General features: G+C 43.4%; 26 protein-coding genes. 5 read left to right on the plus strand and 21 right to left on the minus strand.

What is annotated here, in order from left to right:
- Positions 1–24: 24 nt before the first annotated feature.
- From atpG to DPF90_RS18105, 20 genes are all read right to left on the minus strand, one after another.
- Positions 25–891, minus strand: a complete 867-nt coding sequence (gene atpG, locus DPF90_RS18010; RefSeq protein WP_114787707.1) for a F0F1 ATP synthase subunit gamma — start codon at positions 889–891, stop codon at positions 25–27.
- Positions 892–934: 43 nt separating this feature from the next.
- Positions 935–2,476, minus strand: a complete 1,542-nt coding sequence (gene atpA / locus DPF90_RS18015) for a F0F1 ATP synthase subunit alpha (protein ID WP_114787708.1) — start codon at positions 2,474–2,476, stop codon at positions 935–937.
- Positions 2,477–2,489: 13 nt separating this feature from the next.
- A complete protein-coding gene (atpH, locus tag DPF90_RS18020) occupies positions 2,490–3,023 on the minus strand; it encodes a F0F1 ATP synthase subunit delta (protein WP_114787709.1) in 534 nt (177 codons plus the stop codon).
- A 14-nt stretch (positions 3,024–3,037) separates the two neighbouring features.
- Positions 3,038–3,508 carry a F0F1 ATP synthase subunit B gene (gene atpF / locus DPF90_RS18025; protein ID WP_114787710.1) on the minus strand — a complete coding sequence of 157 codons (471 nt, stop codon included), beginning with the start codon at positions 3,506–3,508 and terminating at the stop codon, positions 3,038–3,040.
- Between the two features lie 70 nt (positions 3,509–3,578).
- On the minus strand, positions 3,579–3,833 hold the full coding sequence (gene atpE, locus DPF90_RS18030) for a F0F1 ATP synthase subunit C (RefSeq protein WP_006957448.1): 255 nt from the start codon (positions 3,831–3,833) through the stop codon (positions 3,579–3,581).
- A gap of 58 nt (positions 3,834–3,891) precedes the next feature.
- Positions 3,892–4,704 carry a F0F1 ATP synthase subunit A gene (gene atpB, locus DPF90_RS18035; protein ID WP_114787711.1) on the minus strand — a complete coding sequence of 271 codons (813 nt, stop codon included), beginning with the start codon at positions 4,702–4,704 and terminating at the stop codon, positions 3,892–3,894.
- 3 nt (positions 4,705–4,707) lie between these two features.
- Positions 4,708–5,103 (minus strand): F0F1 ATP synthase subunit I, encoded by a 396-nt coding sequence (locus DPF90_RS18040; RefSeq protein WP_114787712.1) that lies wholly within the window; start codon positions 5,101–5,103, stop codon positions 4,708–4,710.
- Positions 5,104–5,288: 185 nt separating this feature from the next.
- Entirely contained in the window at positions 5,289–6,170 is an 882-nt protein-coding gene (locus DPF90_RS18045) for a ParB/RepB/Spo0J family partition protein (RefSeq protein ID WP_114787713.1), read from the minus strand.
- Positions 6,171–6,193: 23 nt separating this feature from the next.
- The gene (locus tag DPF90_RS18050) at positions 6,194–6,967 is read right to left on the minus strand and encodes a ParA family protein (RefSeq protein WP_114787714.1); all 774 of its coding nucleotides are present in this window, start codon (positions 6,965–6,967) and stop codon (positions 6,194–6,196) included.
- Between the two features lie 14 nt (positions 6,968–6,981).
- A complete protein-coding gene (rsmG, locus tag DPF90_RS18055) occupies positions 6,982–7,614 on the minus strand; it encodes a 16S rRNA (guanine(527)-N(7))-methyltransferase RsmG (protein WP_114787715.1) in 633 nt (210 codons plus the stop codon).
- A complete protein-coding gene (mnmG, locus tag DPF90_RS18060; RefSeq protein WP_114787716.1) occupies positions 7,614–9,509 on the minus strand; it encodes a tRNA uridine-5-carboxymethylaminomethyl(34) synthesis enzyme MnmG in 1,896 nt (631 codons plus the stop codon). The genes rsmG and mnmG overlap by 1 nt, the downstream gene beginning before the upstream one ends.
- Before the next feature lie 437 nt (positions 9,510–9,946).
- On the minus strand, positions 9,947–10,381 hold the full coding sequence (gene mioC / locus DPF90_RS18065; protein ID WP_114787717.1) for an FMN-binding protein MioC: 435 nt from the start codon (positions 10,379–10,381) through the stop codon (positions 9,947–9,949).
- A 50-nt stretch (positions 10,382–10,431) separates the two neighbouring features.
- Positions 10,432–11,793, minus strand: coding sequence for a tRNA uridine-5-carboxymethylaminomethyl(34) synthesis GTPase MnmE (mnmE, locus tag DPF90_RS18070; protein ID WP_114787718.1), 1,362 nt, complete (start codon positions 11,791–11,793; stop codon positions 10,432–10,434).
- A 121-nt stretch (positions 11,794–11,914) separates the two neighbouring features.
- A complete protein-coding gene (yidC, locus tag DPF90_RS18075) occupies positions 11,915–13,534 on the minus strand; it encodes a membrane protein insertase YidC (RefSeq protein WP_114787719.1) in 1,620 nt (539 codons plus the stop codon).
- A gap of 2 nt (positions 13,535–13,536) precedes the next feature.
- Complete coding sequence (gene yidD, locus DPF90_RS18080) at positions 13,537–13,794, minus strand: membrane protein insertion efficiency factor YidD (RefSeq protein ID WP_114787720.1); 258 nt, start codon at positions 13,792–13,794, stop codon at positions 13,537–13,539.
- The gene (rnpA, locus tag DPF90_RS18085; protein ID WP_240314543.1) at positions 13,761–14,084 is read right to left on the minus strand and encodes a ribonuclease P protein component; all 324 of its coding nucleotides are present in this window, start codon (positions 14,082–14,084) and stop codon (positions 13,761–13,763) included. The genes yidD and rnpA overlap by 34 nt, the downstream gene beginning before the upstream one ends.
- Before the next feature lie 46 nt (positions 14,085–14,130).
- The gene (rpmH, locus tag DPF90_RS18090) at positions 14,131–14,265 is read right to left on the minus strand and encodes a 50S ribosomal protein L34 (protein WP_006880025.1); all 135 of its coding nucleotides are present in this window, start codon (positions 14,263–14,265) and stop codon (positions 14,131–14,133) included.
- A gap of 228 nt (positions 14,266–14,493) precedes the next feature.
- Complete coding sequence (locus DPF90_RS18095) at positions 14,494–15,231, minus strand: amino acid ABC transporter ATP-binding protein (protein WP_114787722.1); 738 nt, start codon at positions 15,229–15,231, stop codon at positions 14,494–14,496.
- Positions 15,228–15,899, minus strand: coding sequence for an amino acid ABC transporter permease (locus tag DPF90_RS18100; protein ID WP_114787723.1), 672 nt, complete (start codon positions 15,897–15,899; stop codon positions 15,228–15,230). Before DPF90_RS18100 ends, DPF90_RS18095 begins: the two co-directional genes overlap by 4 nt.
- 87 nt (positions 15,900–15,986) lie before the next feature.
- A complete protein-coding gene (locus tag DPF90_RS18105) occupies positions 15,987–16,733 on the minus strand; it encodes an amino acid ABC transporter substrate-binding protein (RefSeq protein WP_114787724.1) in 747 nt (248 codons plus the stop codon).
- Positions 16,734–17,110: 377 nt separating this feature from the next.
- Between DPF90_RS18105 and dnaA the strand changes: the two genes are divergently transcribed.
- The 5 genes from dnaA (at position 17,111) to DPF90_RS18130 (ending at position 24,102) form a co-directional block, all read left to right on the plus strand.
- Positions 17,111–18,517: a chromosomal replication initiator protein DnaA gene (gene dnaA, locus DPF90_RS18110; protein WP_114787725.1), complete on the plus strand. Its 1,407-nt coding sequence runs from the start codon at positions 17,111–17,113 to the stop codon at positions 18,515–18,517.
- 71 nt (positions 18,518–18,588) lie between these two features.
- Positions 18,589–19,689: a DNA polymerase III subunit beta gene (gene dnaN, locus DPF90_RS18115; protein WP_114787726.1), complete on the plus strand. Its 1,101-nt coding sequence runs from the start codon at positions 18,589–18,591 to the stop codon at positions 19,687–19,689.
- 1 nt (position 19,690) lies between these two features.
- Positions 19,691–20,773, plus strand: coding sequence for a DNA replication/repair protein RecF (recF, locus tag DPF90_RS18120; RefSeq protein WP_114787727.1), 1,083 nt, complete (start codon positions 19,691–19,693; stop codon positions 20,771–20,773).
- A gap of 13 nt (positions 20,774–20,786) precedes the next feature.
- Entirely contained in the window at positions 20,787–23,204 is a 2,418-nt protein-coding gene (gene gyrB / locus DPF90_RS18125; RefSeq protein ID WP_114787728.1) for a DNA topoisomerase (ATP-hydrolyzing) subunit B, read from the plus strand.
- Between the two features lie 463 nt (positions 23,205–23,667).
- Entirely contained in the window at positions 23,668–24,102 is a 435-nt protein-coding gene (locus DPF90_RS18130) for an Hsp20 family protein (RefSeq protein WP_114787764.1), read from the plus strand.
- 73 nt (positions 24,103–24,175) lie between these two features.
- On the opposite strand, the gene DPF90_RS18135 is transcribed toward DPF90_RS18130, so the two are convergent.
- The gene (locus DPF90_RS18135; RefSeq protein ID WP_114787729.1) at positions 24,176–25,426 is read right to left on the minus strand and encodes a valine--pyruvate transaminase; all 1,251 of its coding nucleotides are present in this window, start codon (positions 25,424–25,426) and stop codon (positions 24,176–24,178) included.
- Between the last annotated feature and the right edge of the window lie 187 nt (positions 25,427–25,613).

The raw sequence follows: 25,613 nt of genomic DNA on the forward strand, positions 1-25,613 counted from the left end.
TAAACTATTTCGTTTTACCTATGCTTACACCGCAGCAGCACCACCAACAATTTCAGACAGTTCTTGAGTAATCGCAGCCTGACGGGCTTTGTTATACACAAGTTCAAGATCTTCAATCAAGTTGGTCGCATTGTCAGTTGCAGCTTTCATCGCAATCATACGAGCCGCTTGCTCACAAGCAAGGTTCTCTACCACACCTTGGTAGACCTGAGACTCTACGTAACGCACCAATAGTGCATCCAGTAGAGGTTGTGGCTCAGGCTCATAGATGTAGTCCCATGAATGATCACGCTGCATTTCTTCGCTGTCTGATTTAGGCAAAGGTAGCAATTGATCGATCGTTGGTTGCTGAACCATAGTGTTAATAAACTTGTTGAACACTACATACAGACGGTCCAGTTCACCTTCATCGTATTTCTTTAGCATTACGCTTACAGAACCAATTAGGTCTTCTAGGCTCGGGCTATCGCCAAGACCAGAAACCTGCGCGGCGACTTTAGCACCACTATTGTTGAAAAAAGCGGTTGCTTTTGAACCGACAACTGCAAGTTCAACCTCAGCACCTTTTTCTTTCCAAGCTTGCATGTCTGTGATTGCTTTCTTGAACACGTTAATATTCAAACCACCACACAAGCCACGGTCTGTAGAAACGATGATGTAACCAACTCGTTTCGCTTCACGCTCTTCTAAGTACGGATGACGATACTCTAGATTTGCGTTCGCCACGTGACCGATCACTTTACGCATTGTTTCAGCGTATGGACGAGAAGCTTCCATAGCGTCTTGTGAACGACGCATTTTTGAAGCTGCTACCATTTCCATCGCTTTCGTAATTTTCTGAGTGCTTTTAACACTACCGATTTTATTACGTATCTCTTTTGCGCCGGCCATCGTTACTCTCCATTAGTTGGTGGCAATCAATGCCACCGACCTATTACCAAGTTTGGGTTGCTTTGAAATCATCCACTAGCTTCTTAAGCTGAGCTTCGACATCATTGTTAAAAGCACCCGTCTTGTCGATCTCAGACGCAAATTCAGCGTGTTGACCGCGAGCATACGATAGTAGAGCCGCTTCGAAATCTAGCAGTTTGTTGAGTTCAACATCTTCTAAATAGCCGCGCTCTGCAGCGAAGATTACCAGCGCTTGGTCAAATACAGACATTGGAGCATATTGTTTTTGCTTCATTAGCTCTGTAACTTTCTGACCATGGTCTAACTGCTTCTTCGTTGCTTCATCAAGATCAGACGAGAACTGAGCGAACGCTGCAAGTTCACGGTACTGAGCCAGTGCAGTACGGATACCACCTGATAGCTTCTTAATGATTTTCGTCTGAGCAGAACCACCTACACGAGATACTGAGATACCTGGATCAACCGCTGGACGTACGCCCGCATTGAATAGCTCAGTTTGTAGGAAGATCTGACCATCGGTAATCGAGATTACGTTAGTCGGTACGAATGCTGAAACGTCACCGGCTTGAGTTTCAATGATAGGCAGAGCGGTCAATGAACCAGTTTTACCTTTCACTTCACCGTTAGTGAATTTTTCTACGTAGTCTGCATTTACTCGAGCAGCACGCTCTAGTAGACGAGAGTGAAGGTAGAATACATCCCCTGGGAATGCTTCACGGCCTGGTGGACGTTTTAGTAGTAGAGAGATCTGACGGTAAGCCACCGCTTGCTTTGATAGATCATCATAAACAATCAATGCGTCTTCACCGCGATCGCGGAAGTATTCACCCATCGCACAACCTGAATAAGGCGCTAGATATTGTAGCGCAGCAGATTCAGAAGCTGATGCCACAACCACGATAGTGTTTGCTAGCGCACCATGCTCTTCCAATTTGCGAACAACGTTAGCAATCGTCGAGGCTTTCTGACCAATTGCTACGTAGATTGAGTAAATACCAGAATCTTTCTGGTTGATGATTGCATCGATCGCTAGAGCAGTTTTACCTGTCTGACGGTCACCGATCACAAGCTCACGCTGACCACGACCGATTGGGATCATTGAGTCAACTGATTTGTAACCAGTTTGAACTGGTTGATCAACCGACTGACGGTCGATTACACCAGGTGCAATCACTTCTACAGGTGAAGATAACTTGGCTTCAATTGGACCTTTACCATCAATAGGCTCACCTAGTGTATTCACTACGCGACCTAAAAGTTCTGGACCAACAGGAACTTCAAGAATACGACCTGTACCTGTAACTTTCATGCCTTCTTTTAAGTCGGCATAAGGACCCATTACAACCGCACCAACCGAGTCACGCTCAAGGTTAAGTGCAAGGGCATAACGGCCACCCGGTAATTCAATCATTTCACCTTGCATCACGTCAGCTAAGCCGTGAATGCGGATGATACCATCGCTTACCGATACGATAGTACCTTCATTGCGAGCTTCACTAACAACGTCGAAAGATTCGATACGTTGTTTAATTAGATCGCTAATTTCCGTGGAATTAAGTTGCATGCTCCAATCCCCATTAAGACTGCAATGCATCGCTTAGGCGATTCAGACGACCACGTGCTGAATCATCGATGACTAAGTCTCCGGCTCGAATAATCACCCCACCAAGTAGGGCCTCATCTATACTGCAATTCAGCTTAACTTTGCGCTCTAAACGCTGCTCAAGTTTGCTGCTGATATTTGCGCACTGTTCCTGCGAAAGCTCTGATGCTGAAATAACTTCAACGTCAATTTCTTTCTCACGCTCTTTTTTAAGCGCTAAAAACTGCTCACAAACATCAGGAAGGGTCGCCAAACGACCATTCTCCGCCATCACCTTCAAAAGGTTCTGACCATGAACATCAACTTGGTCGCCACAAACAGCTACAAATACCTCAGCCAGCTTATCTGCTGACATAGACCCGGTTAAGAGTTCATGGATTTGCTCGTTTCTAGCAACTTCCGCAGCGAAAGATAGCATTTGACCCCATTGGTCCAATGCGTTCTTTTCTACGGCAAAGTCAAATGCTGCTTTAGCATAGGGGCGTGCGATAGTAGTCAAATCAGACATAAGCGCCCCCAGACTTAAAGTTTTGCAGTAATGTTGTCGAGAATATCTTTGTGCGCTTCTTTATCAATAGAGCGTTCAATGATTTTCTCAGCACCAGCTACAGCCAGAGTTGCAACTTGTTTGCGCAGCTCATCGCGTGCACGGTTACGTTCAGCTTCAAGTTCAGCTTCTGCTTGCGAAAGAATTTTCTGACGTTCTGTCTGAGCATCTTCACGAGCTTCATCTAAAATTTGAGCTTTACGCTTATTCGCTTGCTCGATGATCTCAGTTGCTGTGCGCTTCGCTTCTTTCAACTGATCAGAAGCGTTTGCTTGTGCTAGGTCTAGATCTTTAGCAGCACGTTCAGCTGCTTGCAGACCGTCAGCGATTTTTTTCTGACGTTCTTCGATCGCTTGCATCAATGGTGGCCATACATACTTCATGCAGAACCATACAAATAGTGCAAACGAGATTGCTTGACCCAGCAGAGTTGCGTTTATGTTCACAACAGCTACCCCTTCTATTCGGACTTAGTGTTAATCAATAACAAGCTAGGCTTGTCGACCTTAAACGAGATTAACCTAGCTGACCAACGAACGGGTTAGCGAACGTGAATAGAAGTGCGATAACGATACCGATCATTGGAACCGCATCAAGTAGACCTGCGATGATGAACATCTTAACTTGTAGCATAGGAGCCATTTCTGGTTGACGCGCTGCACCTTCAAGGAATTTGCCACCTAGAAGTGCGAAACCAATCGCTGTACCAAGAGAAGCAAGACCGACGATAAGACCTACGGCGATTGCAGAAAAGCTCAGTAAAGTTTCCATTACTATCTCCAATTTATAGTTTTTTGGCTAGTTGCCCAAATAAAAGCTTTTAAAAAAATTAATGATCGCTGTCTTCATGTGCCATTGACAGGTAAACAATTGTCAACATCATAAACACGAAGGCTTGAATCGTAATAACCAATACATGGAAGATTGCCCACGGTAGTGAACCCATCCATTGTAAATACCATGGCAGCATTGCCGCACAAAGAATGAATACAACCTCACCCGCGAACATGTTACCGAAAAGACGCATACCAAGTGAGAGAGGTTTTGCCAGTAGCGAAACCACTTCGATTAGCAGGTTAAACGGAATCATCAAGGGGTGATTAAATGGATGCAATGCTAATTCTTTAGCGAATCCACCTAGACCTTTCACTTTGATGCTGTAATAAATCATCAGAGCAAACACGCCTAGAGCCATAGCCATGGTGATATTAACATCAGCTGACGGTACAACCTTAAGATAAGGAATACCAAGCCAATGTTGTGCTGGGTAAGGTAAGAAGTCGATAGGCACTAGGTCCATCACGTTCATTAAAAATACCCAACAAAAGATAGTCAGTGCTAAAGGTGCGATCAGTGGGTTGCGTCCATGGAACGTGTCTTTGACGTTTTCTGCGACAAATTCAACGATCATTTCTACAGCACACTGAAGCTTACCTGGTACACCCGCTGTTGTTCTCTTTGCTACTTTGTAAAAAATTCCAAGGAAAATTAAACCAGTAAACCAAGAAAAAAACAGGCTATCGATATGTACGTTCCAGAAACTTGCCTCCTCCGCTACAAGACCTAACTTATAAGTAGAAAGGTTTGCAAGGTGGTGGGAAATGTATCCGGACGAAGTTAGCGCTTCACCTGGCGCAGCCATAACTCATCCTATTTTTTTGTTGTTAATGAATAGCACTGGCGCACAGATATTAATACCTAGTGCCAGCAAATAGGTTAGCTTAAGGGGAACAAGTTCCACCTGTATATACATGTAAGCAATGGAAAAAAGCGCAACCGTGATCAGGATTTTCAGTGCTTCACCTGCGTAGAAAGAGTTCGCTATGCGCTTTGCAGCACGAGCTCCTCCATACATAAACACAAATAAAGCAAACACCGCATTAGCCACGACAAAAATGCCGCCGCCAATCAGTGCAGAAAGTCCCCATTTAACATTCACAGCCAGTGCCATTACCACTGCCGTAAGTGTAACCGCGCTTAACTGGATCATTAACAATCGCTTTGCAAGCTCTCGCCCTGGTCTAGCTAACGCCGCTACCATGTATTCGTACCTCGAGTAAAATCCACAGCCTTACTACCTCATGCTGGGAAATTGGCGAAAATTATACGGTGAGTCTTATTGAATGCAATTAAAACACCGCAAAAAGTTACAATTTTGTTTACAAACCGACAACTTTCGCACAAAAAATCGTTTTTTACATAATTGATTGGGAGCGATTATCTCATCTAGCCTGCTAGCTTGGCAATAAGATGCTCTAATTTGTGAGGTTCATCTAGACTAATAGTTACCTTGGATGTTCCATTTTTGGCTTTTACAATTGCAACCTTAGCATCCAACATTTGACTTAATTTCTGTGACATTTGTTGTGCTTCAGTGTCTTGCGGCTGATTTTTCTCTTCAGATTGTGGCTGAAGGCATTTTTTCACTAGCTGCTCTGTCTGACGAACCGTCATGCGCTTTTTAGCCACAAGCTCTGCCACATCAACTTGCTGTTCACCCTCAAGAGCAAGTAAAGCGCGAGCATGGCCCATTTCGAGCAACCTTTCGGACAAGAGATACTTAACATCCATCTCTAACTGGTTGAGTCTGAGCAAGTTGGTTACTGTTGTTCGCGACTTACCGATGACTTCAGCGACTTGCTGATGAGTCAGAGAAAACTCTTCTTGGAGACGATCTAACGCCACAGCTTCTTCGATCACATTAAGATCTTCTCGCTGGATATTCTCGATCAAAGCCATAGCGATCGCCGCGCGATCATCAACATTTTTGATCACGCAAGGTACTTCTTTTAAACCGGCTTTGCGCGCCGCGCGCCAACGCCTTTCACCAGCAATTATCTCATACTTATCATTCTCGACCTGACGAACAACAATAGGCTGTATTATGCCTTGAGATTCTATTGATGCCGCCAACTCTTCAAGCGCTTCTGGTTCCATATCTGTGCGCGGTTGGTACATACCTGGCTTGAGATAATTAATATTAATTTCAGTGAAATCTCCCTCAGAAGACAACTCCTGACTGTGTATTGCACTTTGCTGTTTCTCACGCGCAAGAGAACTTGTTGAAAGCAGAGCATCTAGCCCCTTACCTAAGCCACGTTTAGACATGAAACACAATTCCTTTGGTTGAGTTATGCAGGAACTTCATCACGGCGAAGCATCTCTCCGGCCAGAGCAAGATAAGCTTTAGCACCTGCAGAATACTTGTCGTAGTACATAGCTGGTTTGCCATGGCTAGGCGCTTCAGCCAGACGGACATTACGCGGAATAACCGTCCGATAGACTTTATTACCGAAATGCTTTTTCAACTGATCCGAAACTTCATTGGATAGACGGTTACGAGGGTCATACATGGTACGTAAAAGACCCTCTATTTTGAGTTTATCATTAACGACAGCGGCAAGCTTACTGATGGTATCCATCAAAGCCGTCAACCCCTCTAAAGCAAAATACTCACACTGCATAGGTACCAATACAGAATCAGCAGCAGCCATCGCATTAACGGTAAGAAGATTAAGCGAAGGGGGGCAATCAATAAAAATAAAGTCATAATGATCTCGCACGCCAGCAAGCGCGTGCTTTAAACGGACTTCTCGAGCAAAGACTTCCATTAATTTGATCTCTGCAGCAGTCACATCACCATTTGCAGCAATGAGATCATAGTTACCCGATGTCTTACGACAAACGACATCGTCAAAGGCCATTTCTTCGACCAACAATTCGTAAGCGGTCGCATCAACTTGGTATTTATCTACACCACTGGCCATAGTGGCATTGCCTTGGGGATCGAGGTCAATAACCAACACCTTGCGCTTTGTCGCCGCCATAGACGCGGCTAAGTTAATGCAGGTCGTTGTTTTACCAACACCACCTTTCTGGTTTGCAATTGCTACGATTTTTCCCACGACGAACCTCGCTTTTATTCCTTGCGGGATAAGATTACTAGATGACGCTCACCTTCCAATTGAGGAACAGTCAAAGCTTTGATGTCCATCACAGAACACCAACTTGGTAACTGTGTAATCTCATCCTGTGGTAGTTGTCCCTTTAATGCAAAGAAACGTCCAACTCCTTGTTTAGGAAGATGATGGCACCATTCAACCATATCAACCATGGATGCGAATGCTCGGCTCAACACACCATCAAACTTATCGTCAGGCTGGAACTGCTCAACTCGGCTCTGAACTGGAGTGACATTTTCAATCTGTAACTCATGTAAAACTTGTTTAATAAAACGAATACGCTTGCCCAAGCTATCAAGTAAATAAAACTCTTTTGTTGGATGCATGATCGCCAGCGGTATACCTGGCAATCCTGGGCCTGTTCCTACATCAATAAAGCGTTCGCCTTCTAAATACTCACCAACCACTATGCTATCTAAAATATGTTTGACGAGCATATCACTTGGCTCACGAACGGAAGTGAGATTATACGCTTTATTCCACTTGTGTAGCATTTCAACATAACCAACAAGCTGTTGGCGTTGTTTATCAGATACTTCAAGTGTAGTTTGGGCGATCAAAGAATCCAACTGTAGACGTAATTGGCTCATTATGCTTCACCGCCTTTGCGCAGCATGCCTTGTTTTTTTAAATGAACAAGCAAGATTGATATTGCTGCTGGTGTTATTCCAGAGATACGAGATGCAATACCAATAGATTCTGGTCTCGAATCACTCAATTTTACCACCACTTCGTTGGATAAGCCCTTAATGTTCGAATAATCGAGATCAGCTGGTAGTAAAGTGTTCTCATGACGAAGTGATTTCTCAATCTCATCTTGTTGACGTTTGATATAGCCTTCGTACTTAACTTGTATTTCAACTTGCTCTGCAGCCTGGGTATCATCCATCGCTGGGCTAAAAGCATCAAGTTGAGTCAACTTTTGATACGTCATTTCAGGTCGACGTAACAAATCTTCGCCACTCGCCTCACGGATCATTGGTGTTTTGAGCAACAGATTGAGATCATCAACACCTGCAGACTTTGGGTTCATCCACACATCTTGAAGTCTTTGTCTTTCCTTCGCTATGTTGTCTAATTTCTGATTGAATCGTGCCCAGCGAGTATTATCTACCAGACCAAGCTCACGCGCTTTTTCTGTCAAACGTAAATCAGCATTATCTTCCCTTAGGAGCAGCCGATATTCGGCGCGAGAAGTAAACATACGGTAAGGTTCCTTTGTCCCCATGGTAGAGAGATCATCGATCAAAACACCCATATAAGCTTGATCTCTTCGTGGACTCCAACCTTCTTTTTCTTGGCTATATAGGCTGGCATTAAGCCCTGCAACCAATCCTTGCGCCGCAGCTTCTTCATAACCTGTTGTACCATTGATTTGACCAGCAAAAAATAAACCCTGAATAAATTTAGTTTCATAGGTTTGTTTCAGGTCTCTAGGATCAAAAAAGTCATATTCGATTGCATAACCAGGTCGAACAATATGCGCATTTTCAAACCCTTTCATGGATCTTACAATTTCGACCTGAACATCGAAAGGTAGACTGGTGGAAATACCATTAGGATAAAGCTCATGCGTTGTTAGCCCCTCAGGCTCAATGAAGATCTGGTGACTATTCTTATCAGCAAAACGCATTACCTTATCTTCAATTGATGGGCAATAACGCGGGCCAATTCCTTCAATAACTCCAGAGTACATTGGACTGCGATCGAGATTGTTTCTAATGATCTCATGAGTTTGATCATTAGTGTGAGTAATGAAGCATGGTATTTGCCTAGGATGCTGAGATCTTTGACCCATGAATGAAAATATAGGAGTGGGATCATCACCATGTTGAACCTGAAGATCGGAGAAATCTACACTTCTGGCATCAATTCTTGGCGGGGTTCCCGTTTTAAGTCGATCAACTCTAAATGGGAGCTCACGCAATCGATCTGAAAGAGCAATTGAAGGAGGATCGCCTGCACGACCTCCTGATGAACTTTCCATACCAATGTGAAGCTTACCACCGAGAAAAGTTCCAACTGTAAGTACAATCGCTTGAGCTTTAAATTTGAGCCCCATTTGGGTGACAACCCCGACAGCGCGATCTTGCTCAACAATTAAATCATCGACTGATTGTTGAAATAAGGTGAGATTTGGCTCATTTTCTAATGCTTCACGAACATAAGCTTTGTACAAAGCTCTATCGGCCTGAGCGCGTGTTGCCCTTACCGCTGGTCCTTTAGATGCATTGAGAGTTCTAAATTGAATACCTGCATGGTCAATCGCTTTTGCCATCAGACCGCCCATAGCATCTACTTCTTTAACTAAATGTCCTTTACCAATCCCGCCGATTGCAGGATTGCAGGACATTTGACCTAAAGTATCGATGTTATGAGTCAACAATAAGGTTTTTTGTCCTGTACGAGCAGAGGCAAGAGCCGCTTCGGTTCCTGCATGTCCACCACCAACAACGATGACATCAAAACTTTCATGGTACAACATGTACTGACCTCTGGTATTCAAAAGAGATATAGGCAACTAAAAGGAGCGTTATTCTACCTGCTTTCGCTGAGATAGAAAATCGCTTTTGATGTTTTTAATCTAAGCCACTGACAAAGTTTAATCTTATATGATCTTATATATGATCTTTTATTGGATCTATTATTAGGATCGCAGTTTTCTGTGGATAAGTGAATTTTGATCAACAAGATCATGGATCTTAGGTGGATCTAATCTTGTGATCTAGCTTTGATCTAAACAAGGATTTCCTGAGATCAAAATGGCTGGTTATACACAGGCGAATTAGGATCATTAAGTTGTTATTGGGATAACTATAGGTTGATCACCGGATAATTATCATTTTATCCACAACACTTTTTGAGAATTTGGCGAAAATATTTCAGGTAGGAAGTAGCCAGAGCTGCTACTTCCCACCGATTTTATAGTTGATTAATGTACTTTGTTAACCAAGTTTCTGCGGCATCTTCAGGTACATCATGGCTTAGAACATCAATGGTGAGGCATTCTGTAATAGGTGTGCCTCCTATATCCTCAAGTAAAGTATGCGCATGTTTCCCTGCACCACAAAAGGTGTCATAACTTGAGTCTCCAATCGCGATCACGGCATATTTTACATTAGACATTTTTGGTGGGGTGTCTTGTAACGCTTGAATAAATGGCTGAATATTATCCGGATAATCTCCAGCACCATGAGTGGAGGTGATGATAAGCCAAGTCCCCTCTGCTGGAATTTCATCGAGTACTGGCTCGTTATGGATACAGGTTTCAAAACCATGTTTTACTAATAGATCGTTTAGGTGATCACCAACATATTCTGCGCCACCTAAAGTACTGCCTGTAATGATTTGGATCATGTTGTTTCCTTTATCTAAAGATTGCTTTCTTTATGTGCTGAACAGATGAATTATTTCCCAATACAAAAAGAAGAAAAAATACGTCCAAGAAGATCATCAGAGCTAAATTCGCCTGTGATTTCATTAAGGTGCTGCTGGGCGATTCTGAGCTCTTCTGCAAGAATCTCTCCTGCCATATAGCCTTCGAGTTGTTGCTGACCAATATTAAGGTGCGTTGCAGCTTGTTCAAGTGCTTCCAAGTGACGCCGGCGAGCCATAAAACCACCTTCGCTACTACCGGCAAAGCCCATACATTCTTTGAGATGATGACGCAGCGCTTCAACACCTTGTCCTGTTCGAGCAGATAAGCGAATCAAGGTCGGATTATTAACATGACAAATTCCGATTTCCTCATTGGTTTGATCGGCTTTGTTGCGGATCACTGTCATGCCGATATTATCCGCTAAGCGATCAACAAAGTCTGGCCATATTTCTTTGGGGTCGGTGGCATCGGTTGTTGTGCCATCCACCATGAAAAGTACGCGATCAGCTTGCTCTATCTCTTCCCAAGCTCTTTCAATACCGATCTTTTCTACTTCATCAGAGGCATCGCGTAACCCTGCTGTGTCTATAATATGCAGTGGCATACCATCTATATGTATGTGCTCACGAAGAACATCACGTGTAGTACCTGCAATGTCTGTGACTATCGCAGACTCTTTACCTGATAGCGCATTGAGAAGGCTGGATTTTCCCGCATTTGGTCTACCTGCAATAACCACTTTCATGCCTTCGCGCATAATGGCCCCTTGATTGGCCTCTTTTCGAACTGAATTGAGTTTGTCTATGATTGCCTGTAGATCAGTTGATACTTTGCCATCAGCAAGGAAGTCTATTTCCTCTTCAGGAAAATCGATCGCCGCTTCGACATATATTCTTAGATGGATTAGAGACTCTACTAGTGCATGAATACGCTGTGAGAAAGCACCTTGGAGAGATTTTAACGCAGACTTTGCTGCTTGCTCTGAACTGGCATCAATTAAATCGGCGATCGCTTCTGCTTGAGCAAGATCCAGCTTATCATTTAGAAACGCTCGCTCAGAAAATTCACCAGGACGCGCGGTTCTGATCCCCTCTATTTTTAAGATACGCTTGATGAGCATGTCCATCACGACTGGTCCACCGTGTCCTTGAAGTTCAAGAACATCTTCCCCTGTAAAAGAATTTGGATTCGGGAAAAATAGGGCAATACCTTGGTCAAGCTGAATACCATCTTGGTCGATAAATGGCAGGTATTCAGCATATCGAGGCCGTAGTTGCTTACCCGTAACTGCTAACGCGACTTGACTCGCAAGAGGACCGGATACACGAATAATGCCTACGCCCCCACGACCAGGAGCGGTGGCTTGAGCCACTATGGTATCAGTTGTCATAAATGTGCCTGTGTAGTCTTTGCATGCCCTATATGGCAAATATCTGTTAGCTGAATTGTAATCAGCTCAAAACGAAAAGGCGACCCTTTGGTCGCCTTTTGATAGTATTTCTATTAATGGCTTACTTACTATGCAAGCCTTTCTTTTCCAATGACTTGTATATCAAGGTTTGTTGGATAAGTGTCACAACATTTGATACTAGCCAGTACAGCACTAGGCCTGATGGGAAAAATAGGAAGAAGAAAGTAAACATAACCGGCATAAAGGTCATGATCTTCTGTTGCATAGGATCTGTGACTGTAGTTGGGCTCATCTTTTGAATCATGAACATAGAAGCGCCCATCAGCAATGGCAAGATGTAATACGGATCTTGTGCTGATAAGTCAGTAATCCAACCAAAGAATGGAGAGTGGCGAAGTTCTACCGATTCCATCAGTGCCCAATACAGAGCGATGAAAATAGGCATTTGTAAAAGTAGAGGTAAACAGCCACCCAATGGATTCACTTTCTCTTTCTTATACAGCTCCATCATCTCTTGGCTCATACGCTGGCGATCGTCACCAATACGCTCACGCATAGCTTGTAGCTTAGGCTGAAGCATACGCATTTTAGCCATTGAGGTGTACTGAGCTTTAGTAAGTGGGTACATAGCACCACGTACAATGAAGGTTAGACAGATAATTGCCAGACCCCAGTTGCCCACAAAGCCTTGGATGAAAGAAAGCAGAGTATGAAGTGGTTTAGCGATAAACCATAACCAGCCGTAATCCACTACCAAATCTAGATTTGGAGCCACTTCTGCCATTTGCTCTTGAAGCTTAGGACCAATCCAAAGTGTGGCTTTAAACTGAGCAGAGTCACCGTTAGCGATAGTTTTGTTTGGCATGCGAACACCAATATCACCAAGGTTACCAATTACACGAGTATAAAGGTTGGTACCAGGTTCATTGCGAGGGACCCATGCAGTAGCAAAATAGTGCTGAATCATAGCAGCCCAACCTTGACCATCTGGCAAGTTGACCGATAGATTGCGGTCTTGCATATCGTCAAAGCTGTATTTTTTATAGCGTGTTTCTTCGCTTGAGTAAGCACCGCCACGGTATGTTGGCATGGTTATACTGCCGCCATCATCCATTAAATTTTGACGCAGGTGAGCATACATACCAAAAGTGGCGTTGTTGCCTGAGTTGTTTACTACATCATATTCAACATCAACTGCATAACTGCCGCGCTTTAAAATGAAGGTCTTTGTATACTCAAGTCCATTGGCTTGATAAGTCATTGGAATACGTAACTCATCTTGGCCATCGGCTAGGGTGAAACTGTCGGCTGCGACTTGATAAGCAGGACGGTTGCCACTGCTCAAATCGATACCTTGAGGTCCGACTAATCCACTTTGGGCGATGAACTGATGACCCGCTTCATTTTTCAATAGAACGAATGGGTCTGCGGAGTTAAGTTCAGCTGAGTATTGATTTAGGTCTGCGGTGATTACATCACCACCTACCGCATCAATCGACAGAGTCAAGACGTCAGTTGTCACGGTAATCGTTTTAGCAGACGCTTGCTGCGCGGGAGCGGGATCTAAATCATCCGCAAGAGACGGTGCAGGTGCTGTACTGCTTGATTGTGCCTGTTCAACCGGCTGTGGTGCTGGATTCTTTGCTACTTGCCATTGTTGAAACAACAAGAAAGAAACCAGTGCTAGCGCGATCAACAGGATATTACGTTGAGAATCCATCGTTATTTATCTCTGTCTTGTTTCTGGACTGGTGGTACTGGGTCAAAACCACCCGCATTCAAAGGGTGGCATTTTAATAGACGTTTGCTCGATAACCAACAACCTTTTACAAATCCATAAGATTTAAGTGCTTCAATAGCGTAACTTGAGCAGGTTGGAGTGAAACGACAACGCGGTCCTATCAGTGGACTTATTAGGCCTTGGTAAAGACGGACTAACCCGATAGCTACCCACGCGAAGGGCGAGACAGACGTTGCCATAATTTATCAAACAACTTAAAAATTTCATCATTGCTGAGATCCTGAGCACTTTTTTTAGCAATTACAACAAAATCCTTATTAGGAAGCTGATGTTGTTTATTGCGAAAACTTTCACGAGCTAGGCGCTTAAAGCGATTACGAGCAGGCGCTGTTTTAATTTGCTTTTTCGGAACAGCTAACCCCAATCTTGGGTGAGAAAGAGAGTTATTACGAGCAATGATAGTGAAATGAGGTGAGCCAGCTCTATGAGCTTGCTGGAAGACATTTTTGTAATGCTCGGGAGTTAACAAACGTAACTCCCGATTGAACGCGTACGTATTCAAAATAAACTAATGATTACTTTGAAAGGCGCGCACGGCCTTTTGCACGACGTGCATTGATTACTTTACGACCGTTCTTAGTTGCCATGCGAGCACGGAAACCGTGAGTACGCTTGCGCTTTAGAACTGAAGGTTGAAAAGTGCGTTTCATGATAATTACCTTTACTGATCAGTAGTTTTAGGTCAATGTTATCCTTGCGTTGGCCATTTTGTCTCTTGCTACGCAAATTAGACAGACCGACACCTCTAAACAAAGAGGCGGAATTGTAATCACAGTCACACAAAGTGTCAATCATTGAGCAACTGCTAAATTCCGGCTGAGCGATTATACGGAGTGTACGCAAAATCTCAAGGATCAAGCGCTGTTCGGTGGCGATCTTTATTTTTCGCCAACTTGTCTAAGGAATTTTTTAAGTCGAGGATCCTGTGGATGATTAAAAATATCCTGTGGAATACCCTGTTCTACAATATTTCCTTCGGCCATAAAGATCACTCTGTCTGCGACTTCTCGGGCAAATTGCATTTCGTGAGTGACTACCAACATGGTCTGATCCTTGTTGGCCAATTCTTTCATAAGTTGTAGAACCTCGCCAACCCACTCAGGATCCAGAGCTGAAGTTGGTTCATCAAACAATAGTAGTTCTGGTTGAAGCGCCATGGCTCGACCTATGCCTACACGTTGCTGCTGACCGCCAGAAAGAGCAGCTGGATAACTATCTCCTTTATCTCCAAGGCCAATATCATCGAGAATTTTTTGTGCGTGTGTTAGGGCGAGTGCTTTTTTCCAGCCGTGAACCGTAATTAAACCTTCAGCAATGTTTTGCTTTGCTGTCATATGGGCGAATAAGGCATAGTTTTGGAAAACAAATCCTGTTTTTCGACGCAGCTTGAGTATCTCAAATTTTGAGTGTTTTTCTGCATCAACGCTAATTTCACCTATGGTTATTTCACCTTTGTCGGCTTGTTCTAAAAAATTAACTGTGCGCAGTAGGGTTGATTTTCCTGTTCCGCTGGAGCCGATAATGACAATGATTTCACCTTGGTTGATTTCAAGATTAATGCCGTTGAGAACCTTTGAATCACCAAAGCGTTTATGGATATTGGTAAGCTTAATCATCTTATATACGCCTTATTCAGTTTGACCTCTGCCCAGTTTTGTATTCGGGTGAGAATGACAACCACGGCCCAGTAAATTAACGCGACGGCCAAAAAGGCTTCGAAAAAACGGAAACTGGATGAAGCCTCCATTTGCGCTTTAGCCATGATCTCAGCTACGCCCAAAGTAAAGGCCAGCGAAGTCGACTTAATCATATCAATGAAGTAATTCATCAGTGAGGGAAGCGCAATTCGCGTTGCTTGAGGAAGGATTATCCGACGCATAGCTTGGAAAGTGGTCATTCCCACAGACATACTGGCTTCCATCTGACTGCGGTCTACCCCTATTATTGCTGCTCGAATGCTTTCCGCCATATAGGCTGCAAAGTGCAGAGTTAGACCGATCACAGCTGCGCTAAAGGCATTGAGCCCCACAAATAGAGGAAAAATTTGTGGTAACCCATAATAAAGAAGAAACAGTTGAACGAGGAGCGGTGTACCACGGAAAAAGCTAATATAGACTTGGCTCAATTGATCCAATACTGGTACGCGAAAGACTCTAATGTTGGCTAATACAACAGCTAATATTAGAGCGAAGACCAAACCTAATGTTGCCATTTCCATGGTAGTACCAAGATACTTTAGAAGTATTGGCATTAGGTTTAGCATGTAGTTGAAATCAAATCCCATAGCGTATCTCGATAAAATTCGTCTTACCAAAAAGTAACAACCCACTGCAATAACCAGGCACAGTGGGCTGTATTACCTTTTTCTAAATTATTGGGTGATGTCTGCACCAAACCATTTTTGTGAAATGGTATTTAATGTTCCGTCAGCACGCATGGCTGCTAGAGCTTTATTCACTTCACCTTGAAGCTTGTGACCTTTTTCGTTATCAACAAATGGCCAGGCATTTTCAATGGTTTCGAATGGTTTGCCAGCGAGTTGCAAAGGCAAACCTGTTTTCTTGATAAGTTCAAGTGCAGAAAGTCGGTCCATGACAAAAGCATCTGCTCGACCTAAAGCGACATCGTGCTCTATTCCAGTATCGTATGTCTTAATGTTTATTTTACCGCTTTGGTCATGCTTTCTTAGCAGTTGTTCGAAGTTAGATCCCAAGTTAACGGCAACCGTTTTACCTTCTAGATCGTTTATGTTTTTTATACTTGTATTGCCCTTTCTAACCGTGATTTGTGCACCATCAACAACATAAGGGTTGGCAAAAAGGTATTTGTTTTTTCGTGCATCGGTAATCGTTATTTGGTTTGAAATAGTATCGATACGTCCTGTTTCAAGTAGACCAAACAACCCAGAGAAATTGGCGGTAACGTACTCGACCTTGTAGTCATTACGTTTACCAATCTCATCCCAAAGATCAACTTCAAATCCTTGTAGCTTGTCTTGTTCAACAAATGTAAAAGGGTAATAACGTCCAGACATGCCAACCTTGACATTCGTTGCGGCTTGAACGGTTATTGCAGAAAGTGCTAATGCGGCTATTGCAGCCTTAATCCAGGTCTTCATAGTAAAACTCCATAGTTTAATGGAGCTGATACTACTGCTAATTTGCTTACTAATAAAAATAACCAAGAGCAATAACCTAGACAGTCGAGGAATAAGCTGTGAGTGAAAGGATCAAAAATAGCGCGACCAATCACAACTTAAGAAAACTTGTTCCACAGAGTTATCACCAGAGTTTAGATCTGTGAGAAATTGCTCAAATGTGGATCTTTTTGTGAGTAACAATAGGGCTGCTTGTGTTGATCTTACGAATAATAAAGAAGATATTGTGAATAACTTAGATCTTATTCACTGGAACCGCGATCATTTACTGGCGATCTTGGTTATCAACAGGTAAAATTACAAATCTTTTTCGATCATTTATTTAGGGTGGGCCCAACGTGTCATCTTCGCTTTGGTTGCAATGTATGCAGCAGCTTCAAGAAGAGCTACCAGCTACAGAATTCAGTATGTGGGTACGCCCGTTACAAGCGGAGCTCAATGACAGCACGCTCACTTTATTCGCACCTAATCGTTTTGTAATGGATTGGGTTCGCGATAGATATCTAAATAGTATCAACCGCTTACTGCAGGATTACTGTGGAAACGATATTCCTAGCTTGCGTTTTGAGGTTGGGAGTAAACCTGTCTCAGCACCTAAGCCTGTGCCCAAAAGAACACCGGCAGATGTTGCTGCCGAGTCATCAGCGCCTGCTCAGTTGCAAGCGCGCAAGCCAGTGCACAAAACTTGGGATGATGATGAGCAGCGAGTAGCTGAAATAAACCATAGATCTAACGTTAACATTAAGCATAAATTCAATAACTTTGTTGAAGGTAAGTCTAACCAACTTGGTTTAGCTGCCGCGAGGCAGGTCGCTGATAATCCTGGAGCTGCGTATAACCCTTTATTTCTATACGGTGGGACAGGCCTAGGTAAAACACACTTATTGCATGCCGTTGGTAACGCTATTGTGGATAACAAGCCTAACGCTAAAGTTGTTTATATGCACTCTGAGCGTTTTGTGCAGGATATGGTTAAAGCGCTGCAAAATAATGCGATTGAAGAGTTCAAGCGCTACTATCGCAGTGTTGATGCTTTGCTGATAGATGACATCCAGTTCTTTGCCAATAAAGAGCGATCTCAAGAAGAGTTTTTCCACACTTTTAATGCTTTGCTAGAAGGCAATCAACAGATCATCCTAACATCCGATCGATACCCTAAAGAGATCAGTGGTGTAGAAGATCGTCTTAAATCTCGTTTCGGTTGGGGACTTACGGTTGCGATCGAACCACCCGAGCTAGAAACTCGCGTCGCTATCTTGATGAAAAAAGCAGAGGATCACCAAATTCATCTTGCTGATGAAGTTGCTTTCTTTATTGCTAAAAGGCTGCGCTCTAATGTTCGAGAGTTGGAAGGCGCGCTTAACCGTGTTATCGCCAATGCCAATTTTACTGGACGCCCAATCACCATTGATTTTGTACGAGAAGCATTACGCGATCTTCTTGCCTTGCAAGAAAAGCTTGTCACTATCGATAATATTCAGAAGACGGTGGCAGAGTACTATAAAATCAAAGTTGCTGACTTGTTGTCAAAGCGTCGTTCGCGCTCTGTTGCTCGTCCTCGTCAATTAGCCATGGCGTTAGCTAAAGAGCTGACTAACCACAGTTTGCCAGAGATAGGTGATGCCTTTGGCGGTCGTGACCACACAACGGTACTGCATGCTTGTCGGAAAATCGAGCAGTTGCGTGAAGAAAGCCACGATATCAAAGAAGATTATTCTAATTTGATTCGTACACTTTCTTCTTAAATCGCATTATTCTAAGCAAAAAATCGATTCATTCTTTCATTAAGCTAAACGAATTCTGAAAAGAGCGTACTATGAAATTTTCTATTGAGCGTAGCCATCTACTTAAGCCGCTTCAACAAGTCTCGGGTGCTTTGGGTGGACGCCCAGCCCTTCCTATTCTCGGTAATTTGTTGCTTAAAGTTGAGGGTAATATGCTTTCAATGACGGCAACGGATTTGGAAGTTGAACTTATTAGTCGTGTGGCTTTAGAAGGAGACTTCGAAGCTGGCAGTGTAACAGTACCTTCGCGTAAATTTCTCGATATCTGTCGAGGACTTGCTGATGATTCGGTTATCACCTTCGTTCTTGATGGGGATAAAGCACAAGTACGTTCGGGTAGAAGTCGCTTTTCTTTATCGACCTTACCAGCAAACGATTTTCCCAATATTGAAGATTGGCAAAGTGATGTGAAGCTATCCCTTACTCAAGGAACACTTCGAGCATTGATTGAGAAAACGCAGTTTTCCATGGCTAACCAAGATGTGCGTTACTATCTCAATGGTATGCTGTTTGAAATCGATGGTACAACATTGCGTAGTGTTGCAACAGATGGACATCGTATGGCTGTATCACAAGCGCAGCTCGATACCGAGTTTGCCCAGCAGCAAATTATAGTTCCGCGCAAAGGTGTATTAGAGTTGATGAAATTACTAGACGCGCCTGAGCAGGATGTCACCTTGCAGATTGGTAGCTCCAATCTTCGTGCTGAAGTTGACCGTTTTGTGTTTACTTCCAAACTCGTTGATGGTCGTTTTCCTGACTATCGCCGAGTTATGCCTCAATCAACAACTAAGATACTTGAAGCTGATTGTGATGAGTTGCGTCAGGCTTTCTCGCGCGCAGCGATTTTATCCAATGAGAAGTTTCGTGGTGTGCGAGTTAACTTATCTGGTAATGAGTTGAGGATTACGGCTAATAACCCAGAGCAAGAAGAAGCAGAAGAAACGCTTGATGTCAGCTATGAAGGTGAACCGATTGAGATTGGCTTTAATGTCAGTTATGTCTCAGATGTATTGAATACCTTGCGCTGTGAAAAGGTGAGAGTGTCAATGTCAGGAGCCAACGCCAGTGCGATGATTGAAAATACGCAAGACGACAGCTCTATATATGTGGTCTCGCCGATGCGACTTTAATATGCCACTTTCACGCCTTGCTATTCAGCAGTTTCGTAACATTGAAGCCTGTGATATTGAATTATCTGCAGGCTTTAACTTTCTTATTGGACCAAATGGCAGTGGTAAAACTAGCGTTCTTGAGGCCATATACATGCTTGGGCATGGCCGCTCATTTAAGAGCAGTCTAACTGGACGAGTAATTCAGAATGATTGCGATCAGTTGTTTGTTCATGGCCGTTTTTTGAACTCGGATCAATTTGAGCTACCTATTGGTATTAATAAGCAGCGTGATGGTTCAACAGAGGTTAAGATAGGGGGTCAACCCGGTCAGAAATTAGCCCAGCTCGCACAGGTTTTACCATTGCAAATGATTCATCCAGAAGGTTTTGATTTGTTAACCGATGGACCAAAGCATCGCAGAGCATTTATTGATTGGGGTGTATTTCATGTTGAGCCTGCATTTTTTGATACGTGGGGAAGATTTAAGCGTCTCAATAAACAGCGCAATGCTCTTTTGAAAACCGCTTCCTGTTACCGCGAGCTTTCTTATTGGGATCAAGAAATGGCTAGCTTAGCTGAAAATATAAGCCGCTGGCGAGCAGAATATGTCAGTCAGGTGAGTGAAAAAATAGCGCGAATATGCCAGATATTTTTACCTGAATATGAAATTCAGCTTAAGTACTATCGAGGGTGGGAAAAGAGCACTCCTTATGCATCAATCTTGGCCGAAAACTTCGAACGAGATCAGGTGTTAGGGTATACTTTTAGCGGCCCAAACAAAGCCGATTTAAAAATCAAAGTGAATGGGACACCTGTTGAGGATGTGCTTTCACGTGGTCAACTTAAGCTTATGGTATGTGCCTTGAGAGTGGCACAAGGACAACACCTGACTGAAGTGACCGGTAAGCAATGCATCTATTTAATTGATGACTTTGCTTCAGAATTAGATAGCCAACGTCGTAAGCGTCTTGCTGATTGCTTGAGAGAGACGCGGGCACAAGTTTTTGTCAGCTCTATTACGCAAAGTCAAATCGACGATATGTTAGACGAAAAGGGCAAGATGTTCCGGCTGGAACATGGCACAATAGAGCAAAATATATAGTGGAAGATAACTCATGTCTGAAAATTACGATTCATCGAGTATTAAAGTACTAAAGGGCCTAGATGCGGTACGTAAGCGTCCGGGAATGTACATAGGCGATACCGACGATGGTACCGGCCTACACCACATGGTGTTTGAGGTGGTGGATAACTCTATTGATGAAGCGTTAGCTGGCCACTGTAAAGACATCATAGTGACGATTCATGAAGATGGATCAGTCTCTGTACGTGATGATGGACGTGGTATACCAACCGAGATGCACCCTGAAGAGAATGTTTCTGCTGCAGAAGTTATCATGACAGTACTTCATGCTGGTGGTAAGTTTGATGACAACTCGTATAAGGTATCGGGTGGTTTGCACGGTGTTGGTGTTTCAGTTGTTAATGCTCTATCTAAAGAAGTGTCATTAACGATTCACCGAGGTGGACAGATTCATGCTCAAACCTATCATCATGGTGAGCCCAAGGCTCCTCTGTCAGTTATTGGTAATACAGATAAAACCGGCACAGAAATTCGTTTTTGGCCGAGTGAAGAGACTTTCTCTAATATAGAGTTTCACTATGATATTTTAGCCAAGCGCTTGCGTGAGCTGTCATTTCTTAACTCTGGTGTGTCTATTAAGTTAGTTGATGAGCGTGAAGAGGATAAAAGCGATCACTTCATGTATGAAGGTGGTATTCAGGCCTTCGTTGAACATCTTAACACCAACAAAACCCCCATCATTGAGAAAGTATTTCATTTTAATGCCGAGCGAGAAGATGGCATTGCGGTAGAAGTAGCAATGCAATGGAATGATGGTTTCCAAGAAAATATTTACTGTTTCACCAACAATATTCCTCAGCGTGATGGCGGAACTCACCTTGCGGGTTTTAGAGCGGCTCTGACTCGTACTCTGAACTCCTTTATGGACAAGGAAGGCTTTTCTAAGAAAGCAAAAACAGCCACATCGGGTGATGATGCTCGGGAAGGTCTGACTGCTGTTATCTCTGTTAAAGTGCCAGATCCAAAATTCTCCAGTCAGACAAAAGACAAGCTTGTTTCTTCAGAGGTGAAGTCAGCGGTTGAGTCGGTTATGGGAGAAAAGCTGTCTGAGTTTTTGGTTGAACACCCAACAGAAGCCAAGACGGTTTGTAGTAAGATTATCGATGCAGCTCGAGCCCGTGAAGCTGCTCGAAAAGCTCGTGAAATGACACGTCGCAAAGGCGCTCTTGATTTGGCGGGTTTGCCAGGTAAGCTGGCAGACTGTCAGGAAAAAGACCCCGCACTTTCAGAGCTTTATATAGTGGAGGGTGACTCTGCGGGTGGCTCAGCTAAACAAGGTCGTAACCGCAAGAATCAAGCAATTTTGCCATTGAAGGGTAAAATTCTTAACGTAGAAAAAGCGCGTTTTGACAAAATGCTGTCTTCGCAAGAAGTCGCTACCTTAATTACGGCGTTGGGTTGTGGTATCGGACGGGATGAGTACAACCCTGATAAACTGCGCTATCACAACATCATTATCATGACAGATGCGGATGTCGATGGTTCTCATATTCGTACATTGCTTTTGACCTTCTTCTATCGCCAAATGCCAGAGCTTATAGAGCGTGGCTATGTGTACATTGCTCAGCCACCGCTTTATAAAGTGAAGAAAGGTAAGCAAGAGCAATACATCAAAGATGAAGATGCGATGAATCAATATGAGGTTGCTCTCGCGCTTGATAATGCGGCCTTGCATGTAAATGCACAAGCACCAGCTCTTGCTGGAGAAGCGCTTGAAAAATTGGTTCACCAATATAATGCGGCAATTAAGCTGGTGGAACGTATGAGCCGCCGCTATCCGCGTGCTTTGGTTCATGAGTTGATCTACACGCCGCGTATTACGGCAGAAAAATGTCATGATGCTAGCTTTGTTGATGCATGGACCAAGCAGCTGGTGGAGCAGCTTAACGCTAAGGAAGTGGGTGCAAGCCAGTACAGTTATGAAGTTGAGCAGCATGCTGAACTTGGTCTTAACCTGCCGAAGATTTTAGTTCGCACTCATGGTGTGACTCATGAGTTTGCGTTAAGCGTCGATCTGATCAATTCAAAGGAATACGCTAAGTTAGCGAGCTTGTCAGAGGCGCTTGATGGCTTAATTGAAGAAGGCGCTTACATTCAACGAGGTGAGCGCACTCAGCTAGTGTCTAGTTTTGTTGATGCGCTAAATTGGTTGATTAAAGAGTCTCGCCGAGGTCTTACTCGCCAGCGCTACAAAGGGTTGGGAGAAATGAACCCGGACCAGTTGTGGGAGACGACTATGGATCCTGAAACGCGCCGCATGATGCAAGTAACGATTGAAGATGCGGTTGGTGCGGACCAGCTGTTTACGACCTTGATGGGTGATCAAGTAGAGCCGCGTCGAAACTTTATCGAAGAGAATGCACTCAAGGTAGCAAACCTAGACGTTTAGATCGCGATGAACTGATTTCTGTACTGAGGGTGCTCATTTACGCTTATAAACCGCCCTCTCCTTGAACTAAGCTCGTCCAGCTTTGATAAAAATAATCTAAACCTTCTAAAGGACTGCCAGAAATGGTGGTCTTTTTGTTTTTAAGTGTATTAAAAATATTGAGTTTTAAAATTATTTGAAAATAATCCCTTGAAAACAGTTTGCTTAATCCATATATCTAGTTGTGAAGAGGGAAGCTGTCTTGCTCAAGAGAGAAGAAACAGAACCTCACTAACCGCTAATAAAGTATCGCTCAGGAGAGGATGACTTTAGAGGCACACAATTGAACTTGATTCGACACTAGGTCCCAGAGTTAACAGAACCCGAGGAGTAGTGAATGAATCCCTTAGTCGGCAAGGACCTGTACGAGATAGATCCGCGCAAACTCACGGCTAAGACTATTGCTTACTACGAGGATAGCATTATGAGAACTGTAGATTTCACTCCACTTTACCGCAACGCAATTGGCTTCGATCGTTTGTTTAATATGATGGAAGCAACATCCGCGAAAAACACTTCTGGCGGTTACCCTCCTTATAACATCGAGCAAAAAGATGAAAACAACTACCGTATCACTATGGCAGTTGCAGGTTTTGCTGAAGAGCAGCTAGAGCTAACTCAGAAAGAGAATACCTTGATTGTTAAAGGTGAACGTAAAGAGGAAGAAAGCAAAAATTATGTGTATCAGGGGATCGCTGAGCGTGACTTTGAACGCAAGTTCCAGTTGGCCGATTATGTAAAAGTGGTTGGTGCCAGTATGGAAAATGGGCTTTTGCATATAGAGCTGGAAAGAGAAATACCAGAAGCTATGCAGCCACGTACTATAGCCATAAATGGTAAAAAGCTTATTGAAGGCTAGAACCACAAAATTGCTTTTAGATGAAGAGTGAAAGAGCGCCATAGGCGCTCTTTTTTGTTGCGTTCATCAATCGTTACTTTTGTTGGTAGGCTTTGCCTACTTCTTCAGCAATAATTCTGATGCCTTTTTGCATCATGTCATCGTCTTGCACATAGTTCATGCGCAAACATTGGTGAGCATGTTCCCAATCATCTTCTTGACCAATAAAGAAGTACTCGCCTGGAACAATAAGAACGCCTCGTGCTTTTAACCTTTGATAGAGCTCCATCGTGGTTATCGGTAGTTCATCAAACCAAAGCCAAAGGAAAATCGCGCCTTCGGGTTTGTGGATTCTAAAGCGAGGGTCCGTTATTTCTCTTTGTAGTAGCTCTACTGCTCGCTGTGATTTTTGTTGGTAGAAAGGTTTAATAACTTCAGTGCTTAGCTTGAGTAGATCATCATTTTCGATCATATGATACCCAAGAGCCGGGCCTAAGCTTCCGGGGGCTAGGCTAATGATGCCATTCATATTGGTTAGAGCTTGAGTGATTTCTTCGCTCGCAATCACAATTCCACAGCGTATTCCGGGCAGCCCAAGCTTCGATAGACTCATACACAAAATGGTATTTTCATTCCAAAATGGTTTTACATCCTCAAAAATAATATTGGGGAAGGGCAGCCCATAGGCGTTGTCTATTAAAAGTGGAATATTGTTTTCACGAGCGATTTGATCTAGCTTCTCTATTTCTTCATCAGTGAGAACATTACCTGTGGGGTTTGTTGGCCGTGATGCGCAAATAGCAGCGACAGACTCATCGACTTTTAGTTCTTCAAAATTCACATGGTATTTGAAAAGGCCATTATCGAGAATTTCAATATCCGGTTGGTATGAAACAAAAATATTCTCATCAACGCCTGCGTCGCCATAACCTATGTACTCTGGTGCTAAAGGTAAGAGAATTTTCTTATGTGAGCCGTCAGGTTGCTGGCCTGCCAGTAAGTTGAATAGGTAAAAAAAACCACTTTGGCTGCCGTTGGTAAGGCTGATGTTTTTAGCGCTAATATCCCATCCATAGGTTTTTTTGAGTAGATCTGCTAAGGCGGTAATAAACGTATTTTTCCCTTGAGGGCCGTCATAGTTGGTCAGAGCGGCGACAAGCTCTCCATTTGAGAGCATTTTTTCACTAGCTTGTTGAAAGTAATCGAGCATTGCGGGAATGGCTGCAGGGTTGCCTCCTCCAAGCATCATGGCACCAGGGGTGCGCAGGCCATCGTTTAAGTCATCCATGAGACGAGTTATTCCGGAATATTGGTTAAACTTTTCACCAAACTTAGAGAATTGCATTTGTCGTTATACCTGATGTGTTGTGATTGTTTTTATATTAATTGCTAAAACCTGAGGTCAATAAGGCTTCCTTGCGCAAGACTAATTGACTGTCAATGTTCAGGCAATCCTTGAACATACCTTAATGTGATCGTGAGGCAAAGGACAAAATTTGGTCGTGTAAAAAAATAAAGCCCAACTTTGATAA

The sequence above is a fragment of the Vibrio tetraodonis genome, assembly GCF_003350295.1.
Lineage (GTDB): Bacteria > Pseudomonadota > Gammaproteobacteria > Enterobacterales > Vibrionaceae > Vibrio > Vibrio tetraodonis.